Consider the following 13788-nt stretch of genomic DNA (forward strand, 5'->3'; position numbering starts at 1 on the left):
ACGCTACGTCGCCCGCGAAATCTACCCACACCTCACCGCAGACCTCGCCGCAATCCACCACCTCACCCTTGACAAACCATAGGAGCATCATTGGGGCGTTCGGGCTCTCCGCGGACGAGGGCTTTGTATGTGCGTGGACTTTGTGTTACAAAGTGCGCAGCGACTTTGCGACGCAAAGTCCACGAGCGAAGGGAGGACGCCATGGATGGGGGACCGGCGTTCGCACTCCACGGCCTGACCAAGCGGTTCGGCCCGGTCACGGCGGTCGACGGCGTGTCCGTCGAGATCGCGGGGGGCGAGATCGTCGCGCTGCTCGGGCCGAACGGCGCGGGCAAGTCGACCACCGTCGACATGCTGCTGGGCCTGACCAAGCCGGACGCGGGGGAGGTCGCCATCGCGGGTGGCAGCCCGCGCGAGGCCGTCGACCGGGGGCTCGTCGGCGCGATGATGCAGAACGGCGCGCTGCTGCCGGACGTCACCGTCGGCGAGATCGTCGAGCTGATCGTCTCGACGCACGCCAAGCCGCTCCCGGCGGCGGAGGTGATCGCCCGGGCGGGCCTCGGGCACCTCGTGAAACGCCGCTGCGGCAAGCTTTCCGGCGGGGAACGGCAGCGCGTCCGGTTCGCCCTCGCCCTGGCGGGCGACCCGCGGCTGCTCGTGCTCGACGAGCCCACCGCCGCGATGGACGTCGACGGCAGACGGGCCTTCTGGGCGGCCATCCGCGAGTTCGCCGCCACCGGCCGGACCGTGCTGTTCGCGACGCACTACCTCGCCGAGGCCGAGGACTACGCCGACCGCGTGGTGCTGATGCGCCACGGCGCCGTCGTCGCCGACGGCCCGGTCGCCGAGGTCCGGGCCGGGGTGTCCGGGCGGGTGCTCAAGGCCGCCGTGCCCGGCGCGACCGAAGCCGAGCTGGCCGCGCTCCCCGGCGTCACGACCGTGCGGCTGCGCGCCGGCCGCGCCGAGCTGGCCTGCGCCGACTCCGACGCCGCCGTCCGCGGCCTGCTCGCCGCGTACCCGCTCGCCACCGACATCGAGATCAACGCGCTGGGCCTCGAAGAGGCCTTCCTGGCGCTCACCGCCGATGCCACGGAAGGGGCGGCCGCGTGAACACCACCTACCTGAGCCTGGAGATCAAGCGGATCGTCCGGAGCCCGCAGTTCACGATCTTCACCATCGGCATGCCGGTGGCGATGTACCTGCTCTTCGGCTCCATCTTCGGCGATGTCGTCCTCGACACCGGCCTGCACTCGAGCACGCAGACGATGATCGGCATGGCCGCGTACGGGGCCAGCGGCGGTGCCTTGTTCACCGGCACCCGGGTGGCCCAGGAACGCACGGACGGCTGGCAGCGCCAGCTCCGCCTGACGCCGATGCGCGGCCCTGGCTACCTGGTCGTCAAGGTCGCCTCGGCGATGGCCGTCGCCCTGCCCGTCCTCTTGGCGATCTTCCTCGTCGGCTTCCTGCGTGGCGAACCGCTCGGCATGGCCGACTGGGGCAGGCTGCTGGTCTTCCTGTGGGCGGCCACGCTGCCGTTCGCCGTCCTCGGCCTGGCGATCGGCCTGTTCGGCAAGGGGGACACGGTCGGCGCGGTCACCGGCGCCTTGATGATGCCGCTGGGCCTGCTCGGCGGGCTGTGGCTCCCGCTCGAGATCCTGCCGGGCTGGATGACGACGGTGGCGCACTTCGTGCCGACCTACTGGCTCCGCCGCGTGGGTCTCGACCCGCTGACCCACGCCTCCGGGACCTGGGTCGCGGTGCTCGTGCTGGCGGGCTGGCTGGTCGTGCCCGCCCTGGTCGTCGTGCGCCGGTTCCGGCTGGACACGGCCCGGTTGTGAATGCGTGTTAACTTCCGTGCAGCGCTGAGGGGTCTGCACGGACGGAGGGCGAAACAGGTGGACGACGAACCGTTGTCGGCGGAGGAGTCGCTGAACCTGATCGCCCAGCAGAACCGGCGGACCCGCCGGGAGCTGGGCGGGGGCCCGGCGCGGATGCTCGCGGCCTGGGCCTTCGCCTGGTTGATCGGCTGGGGTTTCACCTACGTCACGACGTTGCCCGGGGTGGCGGTGCCCGGCTGGGTCGCCGGCGGCGTCGTCGTCCCGCTGCTGTTCCTCGGCGCCGTCGCCTACACGGCCTACACCAGCATCCGCACCGGCCGCGGGATCCGGGGGCCGTCCCGCACGGTCGGCGCGATGTACGGCTACGGCTGGGCGCTCGGCTCGACCGGGCTGATGGTCGTCGACATCCGGATCACGCAGTTCCAGACGCTCTCGTCCGACCAGGTGTCGCTGCTGTGGACCGGCACGTGGCTGCTGTTCACCGGCGTGATGTACCTGGCGGGCGGCATGGTGTGGCAGGACAAGCTGATGTACGGCCTCGGTGCGTGGATGATCGTGTCGGCCGCGCTGAGCGTGCTGGTCGGTTACCCGGCGAACTTCCTCGTGCTCACCGTCTGTGGCGGGGGCGGCTTCCTGCTCGGCGCGATCGTCTACTTCGTGCGCGAGAAGACCGGCCCATGAGTGAACTGCCCCAGCTCGACCCGGTCATCCACGCCCAGGCACGGCTGCGGGTCACCGTCGCGCTCGCCGGACTGCGCACCGGCGACCAGATCACCTTCCCCCGGTTGCAGCAGCTGCTGGAAATGACCGCCGGCAACCTCTCGACGCATTTGCGCAAGCTCGAGGACGCCGAGTACGTCGAGATCACCAAGGCCCACGAGCACCGCACCCCGGTCACGCTGGTCCGGCTGACCGCCCGCGGCCGGGCCGCGTTCGAGAGCTACACCAAGGCGCTGCACCAGCTGCTGGACGCCACCGGCGAGGACTGACGTGGGCCGCTGGGTGATCCACCTCGACCTGGACGCCTTCTACGCCTCGGCCGAGCAGCTCACCCGCCCGACGCTGGCCGGGCGCCCGGTGCTCGTCGGCGGCACCGGGCCACGCGGCGTCGTCGCCGGCGCGAGCTACGAGTCACGGGCGTTCGGCATCCGGTCGGCGATGCCGATGGCGCAGGCGCGGCGGCTGCTCCCGGCGAACGGCGTGATCGTGCCGCCGCGGTTCCGCGTGTACGAGCGGCTCAGCCAGGAGGTCTTCGCCGTCGTCACCGCGGTGGCACCGGTGCTGGAGAAGATCTCGCTCGACGAAGCCTTCGCCGAGCCGCCTTCGCTCGTCGGCGCTCCCTTCGACGACGTGACGGCGTTCTGCGCGTCGCTGCGGGCGCGGATCCGCGCGGAGACGGGGCTGGTGGCGTCGATCGGCGCGGGCAACGGCAAGCAGATCGCGAAGATCGCCTCCGACGAAGCCAAGCCGGACGGGCTGCTCGTCGTGCCGCAGGGCACCGAACGCGAGTTCCTCGCGCCGCTGCCGGTGCGCGCGTTGTGGGGGATCGGCCCGGTCGCCGAGGGCAAGCTGCGGTTCATCGGCGTCCAGACGCTGGGGCAGCTGGCGGCCCTGTCCGAACAGGACGCCGTCGCCACGCTCGGCGGCGTCGTCGGGCGCGAGCTGCGGCGGCTCGCCACCGGCGCCGACGACCGCCCGGTGGCCGGGCGCGCCGAGACCAAGCAGGTCAGCGCCGAGACGACGTTCGACACCGACATCATCGACCTGCCGTCGTTGCAGGCGGAGGTCCGCCGGATCGCCGCCGGCGCCCACCAGCGGCTGCTCAAGGCCGAGCGCGTGGCGCGGACCGTCGTGATCAAGCTGAGGCACACGGACATGCACACGGTGACCCGCTCCGAGACGATCTCCGCCCCGACCGACGACCTGGCCGAGCTGGCCGCGACCGCCGAGCGGCTGCTGCTCGACCCCGCGGAGTTCGGCGGCATCCGGCTGGCCGGCGTCGCCTACAGCGGGCTTTCGGTGCCGCACCAGGACGCGCTGTTCACCCTGGCCGCCCCGTCGACGCCTGCGGCGTCGACGGTGGTCTCCGCCGCACCGGCCCCCGCGCCGGCCCCCTCGACCTGGCGGCCGGGCGACGACGTCGTCCACGAGGAGTTCGGCACGGGCTGGGTCCAGGGCGCGGGCCACGGCCGCGTGACGGTCCGCTTCGAGCACCGCTCGTCCGGCCCCGGCGTGGCTCGCACCTTCCTCCAGTCCGACCCCGCCCTGCGCCGCGGCGACCCCGGCGACTGCCTGCGGTGAAAGCCGTGAATGTCGCATTGAGGGACTTCAAGTCCCTCAATGCGACATTCACGGACTTCGGGACCTACTCGGCCGAGCAGCCTTGGAGCTTGGCCACTTGCTGGCCGGCCAGAAGGAAAGCGCCCACGCCGTAGGCCGCGGTGTCCGACGCCTTGGCCGTGGCCGGGCGGTCGCCGACCGGCTGGACGTACCCGACCAGTCCCGTGGGCTGCAGCGCCTTCGTCGACAGCGCCGTCCACGCCTTGTCGACGACCGGGCGGAACCGCGCGGCGTCGAGGACACCCGCGTTGACGCCCCAGCCGATGCCGAACGCGAAGAACGCCGTGCCGCTGGACTCCGGGCCGCCGTGGTCCCACGGGTTCAGCAGGTCCGAGTTCCAGAAGCCGTCGCGGCGCTGCACGAGCGCCAGGGTGGCTGCCATCTTTTTGAACACCCGCAGGTACTCCGGCCGCCGCGGGTCGTCGGCGGGGAGGACCTGCAGGACCTTCGTCAGCGCCGCCAGGGCCCAGCCGTTGCCGCGCGACCAGAACACCCCCGAGCCCTTGAACCGCTCGTCGCGATACCACAGGCCGGTGAACTCGTTGAACAGCTTGTGTTCCGAGTACGAGAACAGCGTCTGCATGGCGTCCGAATAGGACGGATCGTGGTCGATCAGGCTCATCCGGGCGAACGACGGCATCGCCATGTTCAGCGCGTCGACGTAGTTCCAGTAGTCGCGGTGCCCCGCCTGCACCGCGGCCACCTCGGCCTTGATCCGCGTGCGGATCGAGTCGAGCGGGATCTCCGGGTGGAAGTAGGTGTAGAGGTCGAGGTACGCCTCACCGGCGGCTTGGTTGTCCGGGAAGAACGGCCGCTTCGGGTCGTCGGGGAGCAGGTATTTGTTGGCCTGCGCCCAGGGGAAGGTCTTGTGGTTGGACTGGCCAGTGGTCCGAACCAGTGCGAGGTTGCCGACGTGGAACGTCGCGTTCTGCCAGTCCGGCGCGTCGAGGTTCGTCCCGTTGGCGACCCAGTAGTTGCCCGCGGACACCATTTCGTCGGAGATCGTGCAGGTGGCGGCGGTCGCCACCGGGGCGGTGCACAGGCCGCCCGTCAACGCCGCGGCCGCGAGCACGCCGAAGCCACGAATTCCCGGGAAACGCATGAAAGCGTCCTCCTCAGCACGTCATGGCGGCGGTCATCCGCAGCGAGTGAAGCGCGTCATGGTGGACGTGTCAAGGTGCCGCTCAGCGGTACGGCGCAACGGTTTCCAGCAACCTGCGCGACGCGGACTCGGCGCCGTCGGGGTTCTTCGCCAGCACCAGCGTCAGCACGCGGGAATGCGCCACGAGCTCCATCGGCTCGCCGCGCGCCCTCAGCGCGGCGACCACGGGCACCTGCAGCTGCGCGATCAGCGTGTTCCCCGACGCGCGGATCAGCGCCGCGTGGAAGCGCGAATCGGCGTCCCGGAACGCTTCGCCGTCGGCGCGCTCGACCGCGACGGCCATCAGCTCGTAGGCCGCGGCCATCGCCGACAGCTCGTCCGGACGCCGGTGCCGCGCCGCCATCCGCGCCGCCTGCGGTTCGATGGCCAGCCGCAGTTCCAGCAGTTCGCGCAGGTGCTCGCGGCCGTCGGGACCGCCGACGCGCCAGGCGATGACGTCCGGGTCGATCGCGTCCCACGCCTCGGGTGGCTGCGTCCAGGTCCCGACCCGCGGGCGCGCGGTGACCATGCCCTTGGACTCCAGCACGCGCAACGCCTCGCGAACCACGGTCCGGGACGCGGAGAACCGCCGGCCGAGCTCCTCAGGGACGAGTGGCTGCCCGTCCCCGAGGACGCCTTCGACGATGAGCCTGCCCAGTTCGTCGACGATGCGCGCGTGGAGGTTCCGCACCGCTACTCGGGCAGGCCGACGCGGCGCTCCCCGCTCCGCAGCTGCTGCAGCACGACCGCGATCACGAGCAGGGCGCCGTGGGCGACGTTCTGCCAGAACGGGTTGATGCCCAGCCCGGACATGCCGTTGTCGAGCACGCCCAGGATGATCACCGCGAGCACGGTGGAGATGATCGACCCGCGGCCGCCCTTGAGCATCGTGCCGCCGAGCGCGGCGCCGGTGACGGCCTGCAGCTCCAGGCCCTCCGAGCCGGACGTCGGCTGGCCGGAGCCGGTGCGCGCGGTGATCAGGATGCCCGCGATCGCGGCGACCACGCCGACCAGGGCGTACACGCCGATGATGTACCGGTTGATGTTGATGCCGGCCAGCCGCGCGGCGGTGTCGTTGCCGCCGATGGCGTAGACGTTGCGGCCGATGTCGGTGTACTTCAGCAGGAAGTGCAGGAGCGCCGCGACGATCAGGAACACCCACACCAGCGACGGCAGCCCCAGCACGGAACCCTTGGCCAGGAAGATGAACAGGTCGTCGCCGCCGGTGTAGCCCTGCGCCTTGCCGTCCGAGATCACCTGCGCGATGCCCTTGTAGGTGGCGAGCATGGCCAGCGTCGCGACCACCGGGTTGACCCGGCCGAAGATGATGATCATGCCGTTGACCAGGCCGCAGAGGATGCCGACGCCGACCGCGGCGAGAATGCCCACCTCGGCGTTGCCGGTCGAGGTGAACACCATCGCCGAGACCACCGAGGCGAGGCCCGCCATCGAGCCGACCGAGATGTCCAGCGCGCCCAGGATGATCACCAGGGTCTGCACCAGCGCGAGCAGCCCCATGATGGTGATCGCGCTGCCGATCAGCAGCAGGTTGTTGGTGCGGAAGAAGTTCTCGTTCAGCACGGACAGCAGGATCACCAGCGCGATGAGCGTGATGATCAGGCTCGAGTTCTGCACGCCGATGCCGGTGAGCACGCGGCGCGCGGCCGACGGCTGGGGCGGCGCGACGGGGGACGAAGCTTCTTTGGTGGGGGTACTCATGCGCCGATCTCCTGCTGTTCTTCCACGGCTGGTTCGGTTTCGGGGATGGCGAGGGTCAGCACGGCTTCCTCGGTCGCTTCGTCACGGCTGATCTCGCCGGCCAGGCGTCCGGCGCGCATCACGAGGATGCGGTCGGCCAGCGTCAGCACCTCGGGCAGGTCGGAGGAGATGACCAGCAGCGCGATGCCTTCCGCGGCGAGGCCGTCGATGATCCGGTAGATCTCGGCCTTCGCGCCGACGTCGACCCCGCGGGTCGGCTCGTCGAGGATGAGCAGCTTCGGCCGCCGCGCGAGCCAGCGCGCCAGGACGGCCTTCTGCTGGTTGCCGCCGGACAGTTTGCGCACTTCCTGCTCCATCGACGGCGTACGCACGCGAAGCTCCCGTACGTACTCCTCGACGAGCGCGCGTTCCTTCGCCCGCTTCACGACGCGGAAGCGGCGAAGACGGTCCAACACCGAGATGGAGATGTTGTCGCGGACGGATCGCTGCATGAGCAGCGCGTCCGTCTTGCGCTCCTCCGGCGCGAAGCCGATCCCCGCCTTCACGGCGTGGCCGGGGTTGTGCGCGCGCAACGGCTTCCCGCCGAGTTCCACGGTCCCGGACCGGATCGGCAGGTCACCGACGATCGCGCGGGCCAGCTCGGAACGGCCCGCGCCGACCAGCCCGGCCAGGCAGACGACCTCGCCGGCGCGGACCTGCAGCGAAACGCCGGTGACGTCGTCCGTGGTGACGTCGGCCAGCTTCAGCACGACGTCGCCGGCTTCCTGCGTGGCCCGGCGTTGCAGGGCCGAGAGATCGCGGCCGATCATCATCCGCACCAAGCTCGCTTCGTCGGTCTCCGCGGCCTGCTGGACGCCGACGAGCTTCCCGTCGCGCAGCACCGCGACGCGGTCGGCGAGCTGGAAGATCTCCTTCATCCGGTGCGAGACGTAGACGACCGCGACCCCGCTGTCGCGCAGCCGCCCGATCAGCCGGAACAGCGCCTCCACCTCGTGCTCCGACAGCGACGACGTCGGCTCGTCGAACGCGATCACGCGCGGCGGGGTGGCCGCGGTGAGCACGCGCAGGATCTCGACGATCTGCCGCTGCGCGGCGGAGAGTGCGACGCCGAGCGTCGACGGCTTGAGCACGCCTTCGAAGCCGTACTCGGCCAGCGCGTCGTGCGTGGCCTTGGTGAGCGTGCGGCGGCTGAAGACGCGCGCCCTGGCCGGGAGTTCGCCGACGAAGACGTTCTCCGCCACCGAAACGTGCGGGATGATCTCGGGTTCCTGGTAGATCACGCGCACTCCGGCGGCCATCGCGGCGCGCGGGGTGTCGAAGGTGACTTCGGTGCCGTCGAGGAGGAGCCGGCCGTCGTCGGGGCCCTGGTCGCCGGAGAGCACGCGCAGCAGCGTCGACTTCCCGGCGCCGTTCTCGCCCATCAGCGCGAGCACCTCGCCGGAGCGGAACTCCAGCGAGACGTCGTCGAGGGCGGTGACGCCGGAGAAGCGCTTGCCGATGCCCTCGACGGCGAGCGGGGGAGAAGTGCTGGACATGGAGTCCCTTCCGTACGGCGGCAGGACCGGCACTTTCACGGGAAAGTGCCGGTCCCGGCAAGCGGTCAGGTGCAGTTGACGCCGGCCTGCTGGTAGTTGTCCTTGTTGACGATCGTGGTCTTGGCGATCGTCTCCGCGGGCAGCTCCTTGCCGTTCTTCACCTTGTCGACCAGCACCTGGATCGCCGAGCGGCCGACCTCGGCGCCGGAGATGTACAGCGCGGCCTTGTTACCGGTGTCCTTGCCGGCCTTCCAGTCCTTGCAGTCGAGGTAGGCGCCGAGCCCGACGCCGATGATGTTGGCCGGCTGCACACCGGAGTTGGCCAGCGCGGTCACGACGCCGGTTTCGTTCTCGTCGTTGCAGCCCCAGACGACCCAGTGCTTGACGCCCGGGTTGGAGCCGATCACCGCGCCGGAGCGGTTCTGCGCGTCGACCGGCGAGTTGTCGGTGCCGACGTCGATGACCTGGACGTCCGCGCCCGCGGACTTGGCGAACGCCGACTTCGCGGCGTTGACGCGGTCGGTGCAGACGGTCAGGTCCTGCTTGAACGCGCTGATGATCTTGGTGTCGGCGGCGGCCCAGCCCGCGGCCTTGAACAGCTTCCCGGCCTCGGTGCCGACCGAGTCGCCCATCTGGCTGCCGTTGAAGCCGACGAACGGGGCCTTCGCGCCGGTGCCGTCCTTGATGACGTCGTCGGAGGCGATCAGCGGGATGCCCGCGCTCTTGGCCTTGTCGATCACCTGCGGGCCGATGGCCTGGTCGGGGACGACGATGGCGACGCCGTTCGCGCCCTGCGCGACCGCGGCGTCCAGCTCGGTGATCGCCTTGTTCGCGTCCTGACCGAGGTTGACCACCTTGAGCTCGACGCCGAGCTCCTTCGCCTTCTCCTGCGCTCCCTGCGCCTGCTCGACGAAGTACTGCTGGTCGCCCTGTTTCTGCAGGTAGTAGAGGGTGATTTTGCCGTTGGCCGGTGCCTGCTGGGGTGCGGATGTCTCAGTTTTGCCGGAGGAACACGCGGCTAACACCAGGCTGGAAATCAAACAACAACCAACAACGCTCCAGGTGCGGAACCTGTGCGGGTATGTGGACATCGAGCGCTCCCATGGGGGCCGAGGACGAGTGGTGCGGGTGGGTTACCGCCGAGTGACTCGTATTACAAAACACCCGTTCGTCGAGCGTCAAGGCACTTTGGCCCGGCAGTTAGCGGAGCGAGACCTACTCTCCGTGATCGGATGAGGACGAAGACCCGGTTATTTATCGTATTTTTCCGCCGCTGTCCTGCGCGTTGACCGGTTTTGTCCTGTGCGAATGTTCTGATCGGTGTTGTCGACTGTGGTGCGATTTGCCGGTGACCGGGAGGCCGTCCGTGCCGGGTTCGTCCGGGTGGGAGGATGGCCGGACCATGCCTGAGGGGGACCGATGACGAAGTACCGCGTCGCCGTGCTCGCCGGTGTCGCCGTCCTGGCGGCCGCGTGCAGTGGCAGCCCGCCGCAGCAGGGGCCGGCGCCGACGCCGTTCCCCGAGGCGGCCGCGTCCAGTGCCGCTCCTGGTGCCGCGCCCGACGGGTCGTTCAGCGTCGTCGCCACCGGCGACGTCCTGATCCACCCGGCGCTGACCGACCAGGCCGAGGCCGACGGCGGCGGGAAGTTCGACTACCGCCCGCTGCTGGCCGGGATCAAGCCGCTGATCTCCGGCGCCGACCTCGGGATCTGCCACCTCGAGACGCCGCTGGCGCCGAAAGGCGGGCCGTACAGCGGGTACCCGTCGTTCAGTGCGCCGCCGGAGATCGCGGACGCGCTGAAGGACACCGGCTACGACACCTGCTCGACGTCGTCCAACCACACGATCGACCAGGGTGCCGAGGGTGTCGCCCGGACGCTGGACAAGCTCGACGACGCCGGCATCAAGCACACCGGCTCGGCGCGGTCGGCCAAGGAGGCGGCGACGCCGCTGATCCTCGACGTGCACGGCGTGAAGGTGGCGCAGGTGTCCTACGCCTTCGGGTTCAACGGCATCAAGGTGCCGGCCGGGAAACCGTGGCTGGCCAACCAGATCGACGTCGACGACGTGCTGGCGGCGGCGAAGAAGGCGCGGCAGGCCGGGGCCCAGGTCGTGCTCGCGAGCCTGCACTGGGGCGTCGAGTACCAGCACGAGCCGACGGCGGAACAGCGCAGCCAGGCGAAGAAGATCCTGGCGTCGGACGACATCGACCTGATCATCGGCCACCACGCCCACGTGGTCCAGCCGTTCGAGAAGATCGGCGACAAGTGGGTCGCCTACGGGCTCGGCAACAGCGTCGCCCGCCACTCCGAACCGCGCGGCGACACCGAAGAAGGCGCGGCGGCCCGCTTCCGCTTCGTCCGCGACGGCGACCGCTGGAAGGTCGACAAGGCCGAGTACGTCCCGACCCTGATCAAGCTGGACGCCCCGATCCGCCTGGTCGACTTGTCGACATCACCGCCGTCCGCGCAGGTCACCAAGGCCCTCCAGGACACGGACAAGAACATCCTGAGCCTCGGCGCGGACCAAGACGGCCTCACCCGCCCCGGCAAGTAACCCGTAACCCGCGTGATTGAAGCCGTAACCCGCGTGATTGAAGCCGGATCTCGCGAGTTACGGCTTCAATCACGCGAGTTCCGTTTCTGATCACGCGAGTTACGGGGTTCAGTGGGTGCGGGTGGTGATCAGGCGGGCCAGAGCCGCCAGTTCCGCGCCCGCGCGGGGGACCGGGTCGGCCGCGGCGAGGTCGCGCAACGCCTTGGCCAGCAACGCTTCGGCCTGGGCCTGGCTCCATTGGCGGCCGCCGGCGGCGTCCACGAGCGTGGCCGCGCGAGCCAGCTCGGCCTCGTCCAGCGGCTCGCGCCGGGCGTAGAGGACGGCCAGGTCGGCGCCCGGCGCCGTGCCGGAACAGAGGGCCGTCACCACCGGCAGCGACTTCTTGCGGTTCTGGAGGTCCGAGTACACCGGCTTGCCGGTGACGGCCGGGTCGCCCCAGATGCCGAGCAGGTCGTCGACGTGCTGGAACGCCAGCCCGACCGCCCGGCCGAACGCGCCGAAGGGACCGGGATCCCGCCGCCCGGACGTCGCCCCGAGCGTGCACGCCGCACCCAGCAGGGCCGCCGTCTTGCCCTCGGCCATCCGGACGCACTCGCCCGCGGTGACATCGTCGCGGTTTTCGAAGTCCAGGTCCGCGGCTTGGCCTTCGAGCAGGGCCAGCACCGCGCCCGACAGCAGCCGCGCGTCCGGCACGCCGCTCGGCGCCAGCACCTCGAACGCCAGGCTCAGCAACGCGTCCCCGGCGAGCACCGCCGCCCCGGTGCCGAACACCGTCCACGCCGTCGGCCGGTGCCGCCGGGTGGTGTCGCCGTCCATGACGTCGTCGTGCAGCAGCGAGAAGTTGTGGACGAGTTCGACCGCGACGGCGGCGGGGACGGCGTCCGCGGGGTCGCCGCCGGCCGCTTCGGCGGACAGCAGCACCAGCGCGGGTCGCAGGGCCTTGCCACCGTCGCCGTGCGCCGGTTCGCCGTGGGCGTCCCACCAGCCGAAGTGATAGCCGGCGATCCGCCGCAGCGTTTCCGGCAGCCGGTCGGCCGCCGTGTGGAGCGCCGGCTCGACGAGGCTCCTGCTCCACGCGAGGACTTCGGTGAGTGGACGGGCCGCGGCGCGCCTGTTCATGGTCGTCATGAGCGGCCGATCTCGACGTCGTCGAGCACGCCGAGCGCGTCGGGCACCAGCACGGCCGCCGAGTGGTACGCGCTGACGAGGTACGACGTGACCGCGCGCTCGTCGATGCCCAGGAAGCGGACGTTGAGGCCCGGCTGGTACTCGTCGGGCAGCGCCTGCGGCCGGAGGCCGATGACGCCGGCGTCGTCTTCGCCGGTGCGCAGGGCGAGGATCGACGTGGTTCCCCTGGCGCTGACCGGGATCTTGTCGCAGGGCAGGATCGGGACGCCCCGCCAGGCGGTGACGCGTGTGCCGTCGAGGATCGTGGTGCCGGGGTAGACGCGGTGGGCGGTGCAGGCGCGGCCGAACGCGGCGATGGCACGGGGGTGGGCGAGGAAGAACCGGGTCTTGCGACGGCGCGAGAGCAGGTCGTCGAGGTCCATCGGGGTGGGTGGGCCGGTGCGGGTGGTGAGCCGCTGCTTGAGGTCGGCGTTGTGCAGCAACCCGAAGTCGGTGTTGGTGATCAGCTCCTGCTCCTGCCGCTCCCGCAACGCCTCCACGGTGAGCCGGAGCTGCTGCTCGAGCTGGTTCATCGGCTGGTTGTAGAGGTCGGTGACGCGGTTGTGCACCCGCAGCACGGTCTGGGCGACGGCGAGGTCGTACTCCCGCGGCGACGGGTCGTAGTCGACGTAGGTGCCGGCGAGGACCGGCTCGCCGTCGTGGCCGGCGGTGAGGGCGATGGCGGCTTCGCCTCGGGCGTTCTGCGGTTTCCGTGGCCGTGTCAGCTCTCGCGTGACGTGGGTGCGCAGGGCTTCCGATCGGCCGTTGAGGCGGGCGTAGGCCGCGGCGGGCAGCACCAGGGCGATGACGCGGGTCGCGGCGCGGGCGGTGAAGGTCCAGGTGGCGGTGTCGCCGCCGAGGAGTTCTTCGCCGAAGTGGTCGCCGTCGGTGGCGGCGCCGAGGTGCGTTTCGTCGCCGTACTCGCCGGTGCCGTGCCGGGTGACCTTGCCGTGGGCGATCAGGACCACCGTGTCCAGCGGCGTGCCGGCGGTGAAGAGCGTCGCGCCGGGCTCGTATTCGCGTTGTTCGAAGGCGCCGGCCAGCGCGCTCAACGCTCGTTCGTCGCCGAAGCCGCGCAGGAGCGCGAGTTCGGTGAGTTCGGCGGGGACGACCTGCACGCGGGCGCCGGTGGTGTAGAAGCTGACCTTGCCGTCGCCGACGGTGTAGGTCAGGCGCCGGTTGACCCGGTACGACCCGGCAGGCACGTCCACCCAGGGCAGCTGGGAGAGCAGCCAGCGGGTGCTGATGCCGCGCATCTGCGGCACCGACTTCGTCGTCGTGGTCAGTGTCCGCGCCGCGGTGACGTTCAGCGAAAGCTGCAGCGACGCCGTTTCTTCGGTGACTGTCAAGGTTTCACGCGCCGATCGGGTTCGGGTGCTTCGGGAGGACGCACGCCCGCGGGTCGCGGCACGATCCGGGCCGCGGCCGTGCCCAGCCCGGTCGGCCCGAAGGCCGACGCGGGCAGGCCTGGCCCGGGGCGGGGTGGTTCCGC

General features: G+C 70.7%; 13 protein-coding genes. 6 read left to right on the forward strand and 7 right to left on the reverse strand.

The window, feature by feature from the left end:
- The first annotated feature begins 201 nt into the window (after positions 1–201).
- From AB0M82_RS25455 to AB0M82_RS25475, 5 genes are read left to right on the forward strand one after another with little or no spacing between them, the layout of a single operon-like run.
- The gene (locus AB0M82_RS25455; protein WP_364726497.1) at positions 202–1110 is read left to right on the forward strand and encodes an ABC transporter ATP-binding protein; all 909 of its coding nucleotides are present in this window, start codon (positions 202–204) and stop codon (positions 1108–1110) included.
- The gene (locus AB0M82_RS25460) at positions 1107–1838 is read left to right on the forward strand and encodes an ABC transporter permease (protein ID WP_364726500.1); all 732 of its coding nucleotides are present in this window, start codon (positions 1107–1109) and stop codon (positions 1836–1838) included. Before AB0M82_RS25455 ends, AB0M82_RS25460 begins: the two co-directional genes overlap by 4 nt.
- Before the next feature lie 57 nt (positions 1839–1895).
- Positions 1896–2519, forward strand: a complete 624-nt coding sequence (locus AB0M82_RS25465) for a hypothetical protein (protein ID WP_364726503.1) — start codon at positions 1896–1898, stop codon at positions 2517–2519.
- Complete coding sequence (locus AB0M82_RS25470) at positions 2516–2827, forward strand: transcriptional regulator (RefSeq protein ID WP_364726506.1); 312 nt, start codon at positions 2516–2518, stop codon at positions 2825–2827. The genes AB0M82_RS25465 and AB0M82_RS25470 overlap by 4 nt, the downstream gene beginning before the upstream one ends.
- 1 nt (position 2828) lies before the next feature.
- Positions 2829–4139: a DNA polymerase IV gene (locus AB0M82_RS25475; protein WP_364726509.1), complete on the forward strand. Its 1311-nt coding sequence runs from the start codon at positions 2829–2831 to the stop codon at positions 4137–4139.
- Positions 4140–4203: 64 nt separating this feature from the next.
- On the opposite strand, the gene AB0M82_RS25480 is transcribed toward AB0M82_RS25475, so the two are convergent.
- The 5 genes from AB0M82_RS25480 to AB0M82_RS25500 form a co-directional block, all read right to left on the reverse strand.
- Complete coding sequence (locus tag AB0M82_RS25480; protein ID WP_364726512.1) at positions 4204–5280, reverse strand: glycoside hydrolase family 88 protein; 1077 nt, start codon at positions 5278–5280, stop codon at positions 4204–4206.
- Between the two features lie 82 nt (positions 5281–5362).
- Positions 5363–6010 carry an FCD domain-containing protein gene (locus AB0M82_RS25485; protein ID WP_364726515.1) on the reverse strand — a complete coding sequence of 216 codons (648 nt, stop codon included), beginning with the start codon at positions 6008–6010 and terminating at the stop codon, positions 5363–5365.
- A gap of 2 nt (positions 6011–6012) precedes the next feature.
- Positions 6013–7038 carry an ABC transporter permease gene (locus AB0M82_RS25490; protein ID WP_364726518.1) on the reverse strand — a complete coding sequence of 342 codons (1026 nt, stop codon included), beginning with the start codon at positions 7036–7038 and terminating at the stop codon, positions 6013–6015.
- Entirely contained in the window at positions 7035–8573 is a 1539-nt protein-coding gene (locus AB0M82_RS25495; protein ID WP_364726520.1) for a sugar ABC transporter ATP-binding protein, read from the reverse strand. Before AB0M82_RS25495 ends, AB0M82_RS25490 begins: the two co-directional genes overlap by 4 nt.
- Before the next feature lie 65 nt (positions 8574–8638).
- Positions 8639–9613 carry a substrate-binding domain-containing protein gene (locus AB0M82_RS25500; protein ID WP_364726523.1) on the reverse strand — a complete coding sequence of 325 codons (975 nt, stop codon included), beginning with the start codon at positions 9611–9613 and terminating at the stop codon, positions 8639–8641.
- Between the two features lie 379 nt (positions 9614–9992).
- Here AB0M82_RS25500 and AB0M82_RS25505 point away from each other — a divergent pair, with 379 nt between their 5' ends.
- On the forward strand, positions 9993–11129 hold the full coding sequence (locus tag AB0M82_RS25505) for a CapA family protein (RefSeq protein ID WP_364726526.1): 1137 nt from the start codon (positions 9993–9995) through the stop codon (positions 11127–11129).
- A gap of 108 nt (positions 11130–11237) precedes the next feature.
- Here AB0M82_RS25505 and AB0M82_RS25510 read toward each other — a convergent pair whose 3' ends face one another.
- Entirely contained in the window at positions 11238–12257 is a 1020-nt protein-coding gene (locus AB0M82_RS25510; protein WP_364726529.1) for a family 2 encapsulin nanocompartment cargo protein polyprenyl transferase, read from the reverse strand.
- Entirely contained in the window at positions 12254–13645 is a 1392-nt protein-coding gene (locus AB0M82_RS25515; protein ID WP_364726532.1) for a family 2B encapsulin nanocompartment shell protein, read from the reverse strand. The genes AB0M82_RS25510 and AB0M82_RS25515 overlap by 4 nt, the downstream gene beginning before the upstream one ends.
- Positions 13646–13788 lie beyond the last annotated feature (143 nt).

This window comes from Amycolatopsis sp. NPDC051128, from assembly GCF_040682715.1.
Lineage (GTDB): Bacteria > Actinomycetota > Actinomycetes > Mycobacteriales > Pseudonocardiaceae > Amycolatopsis.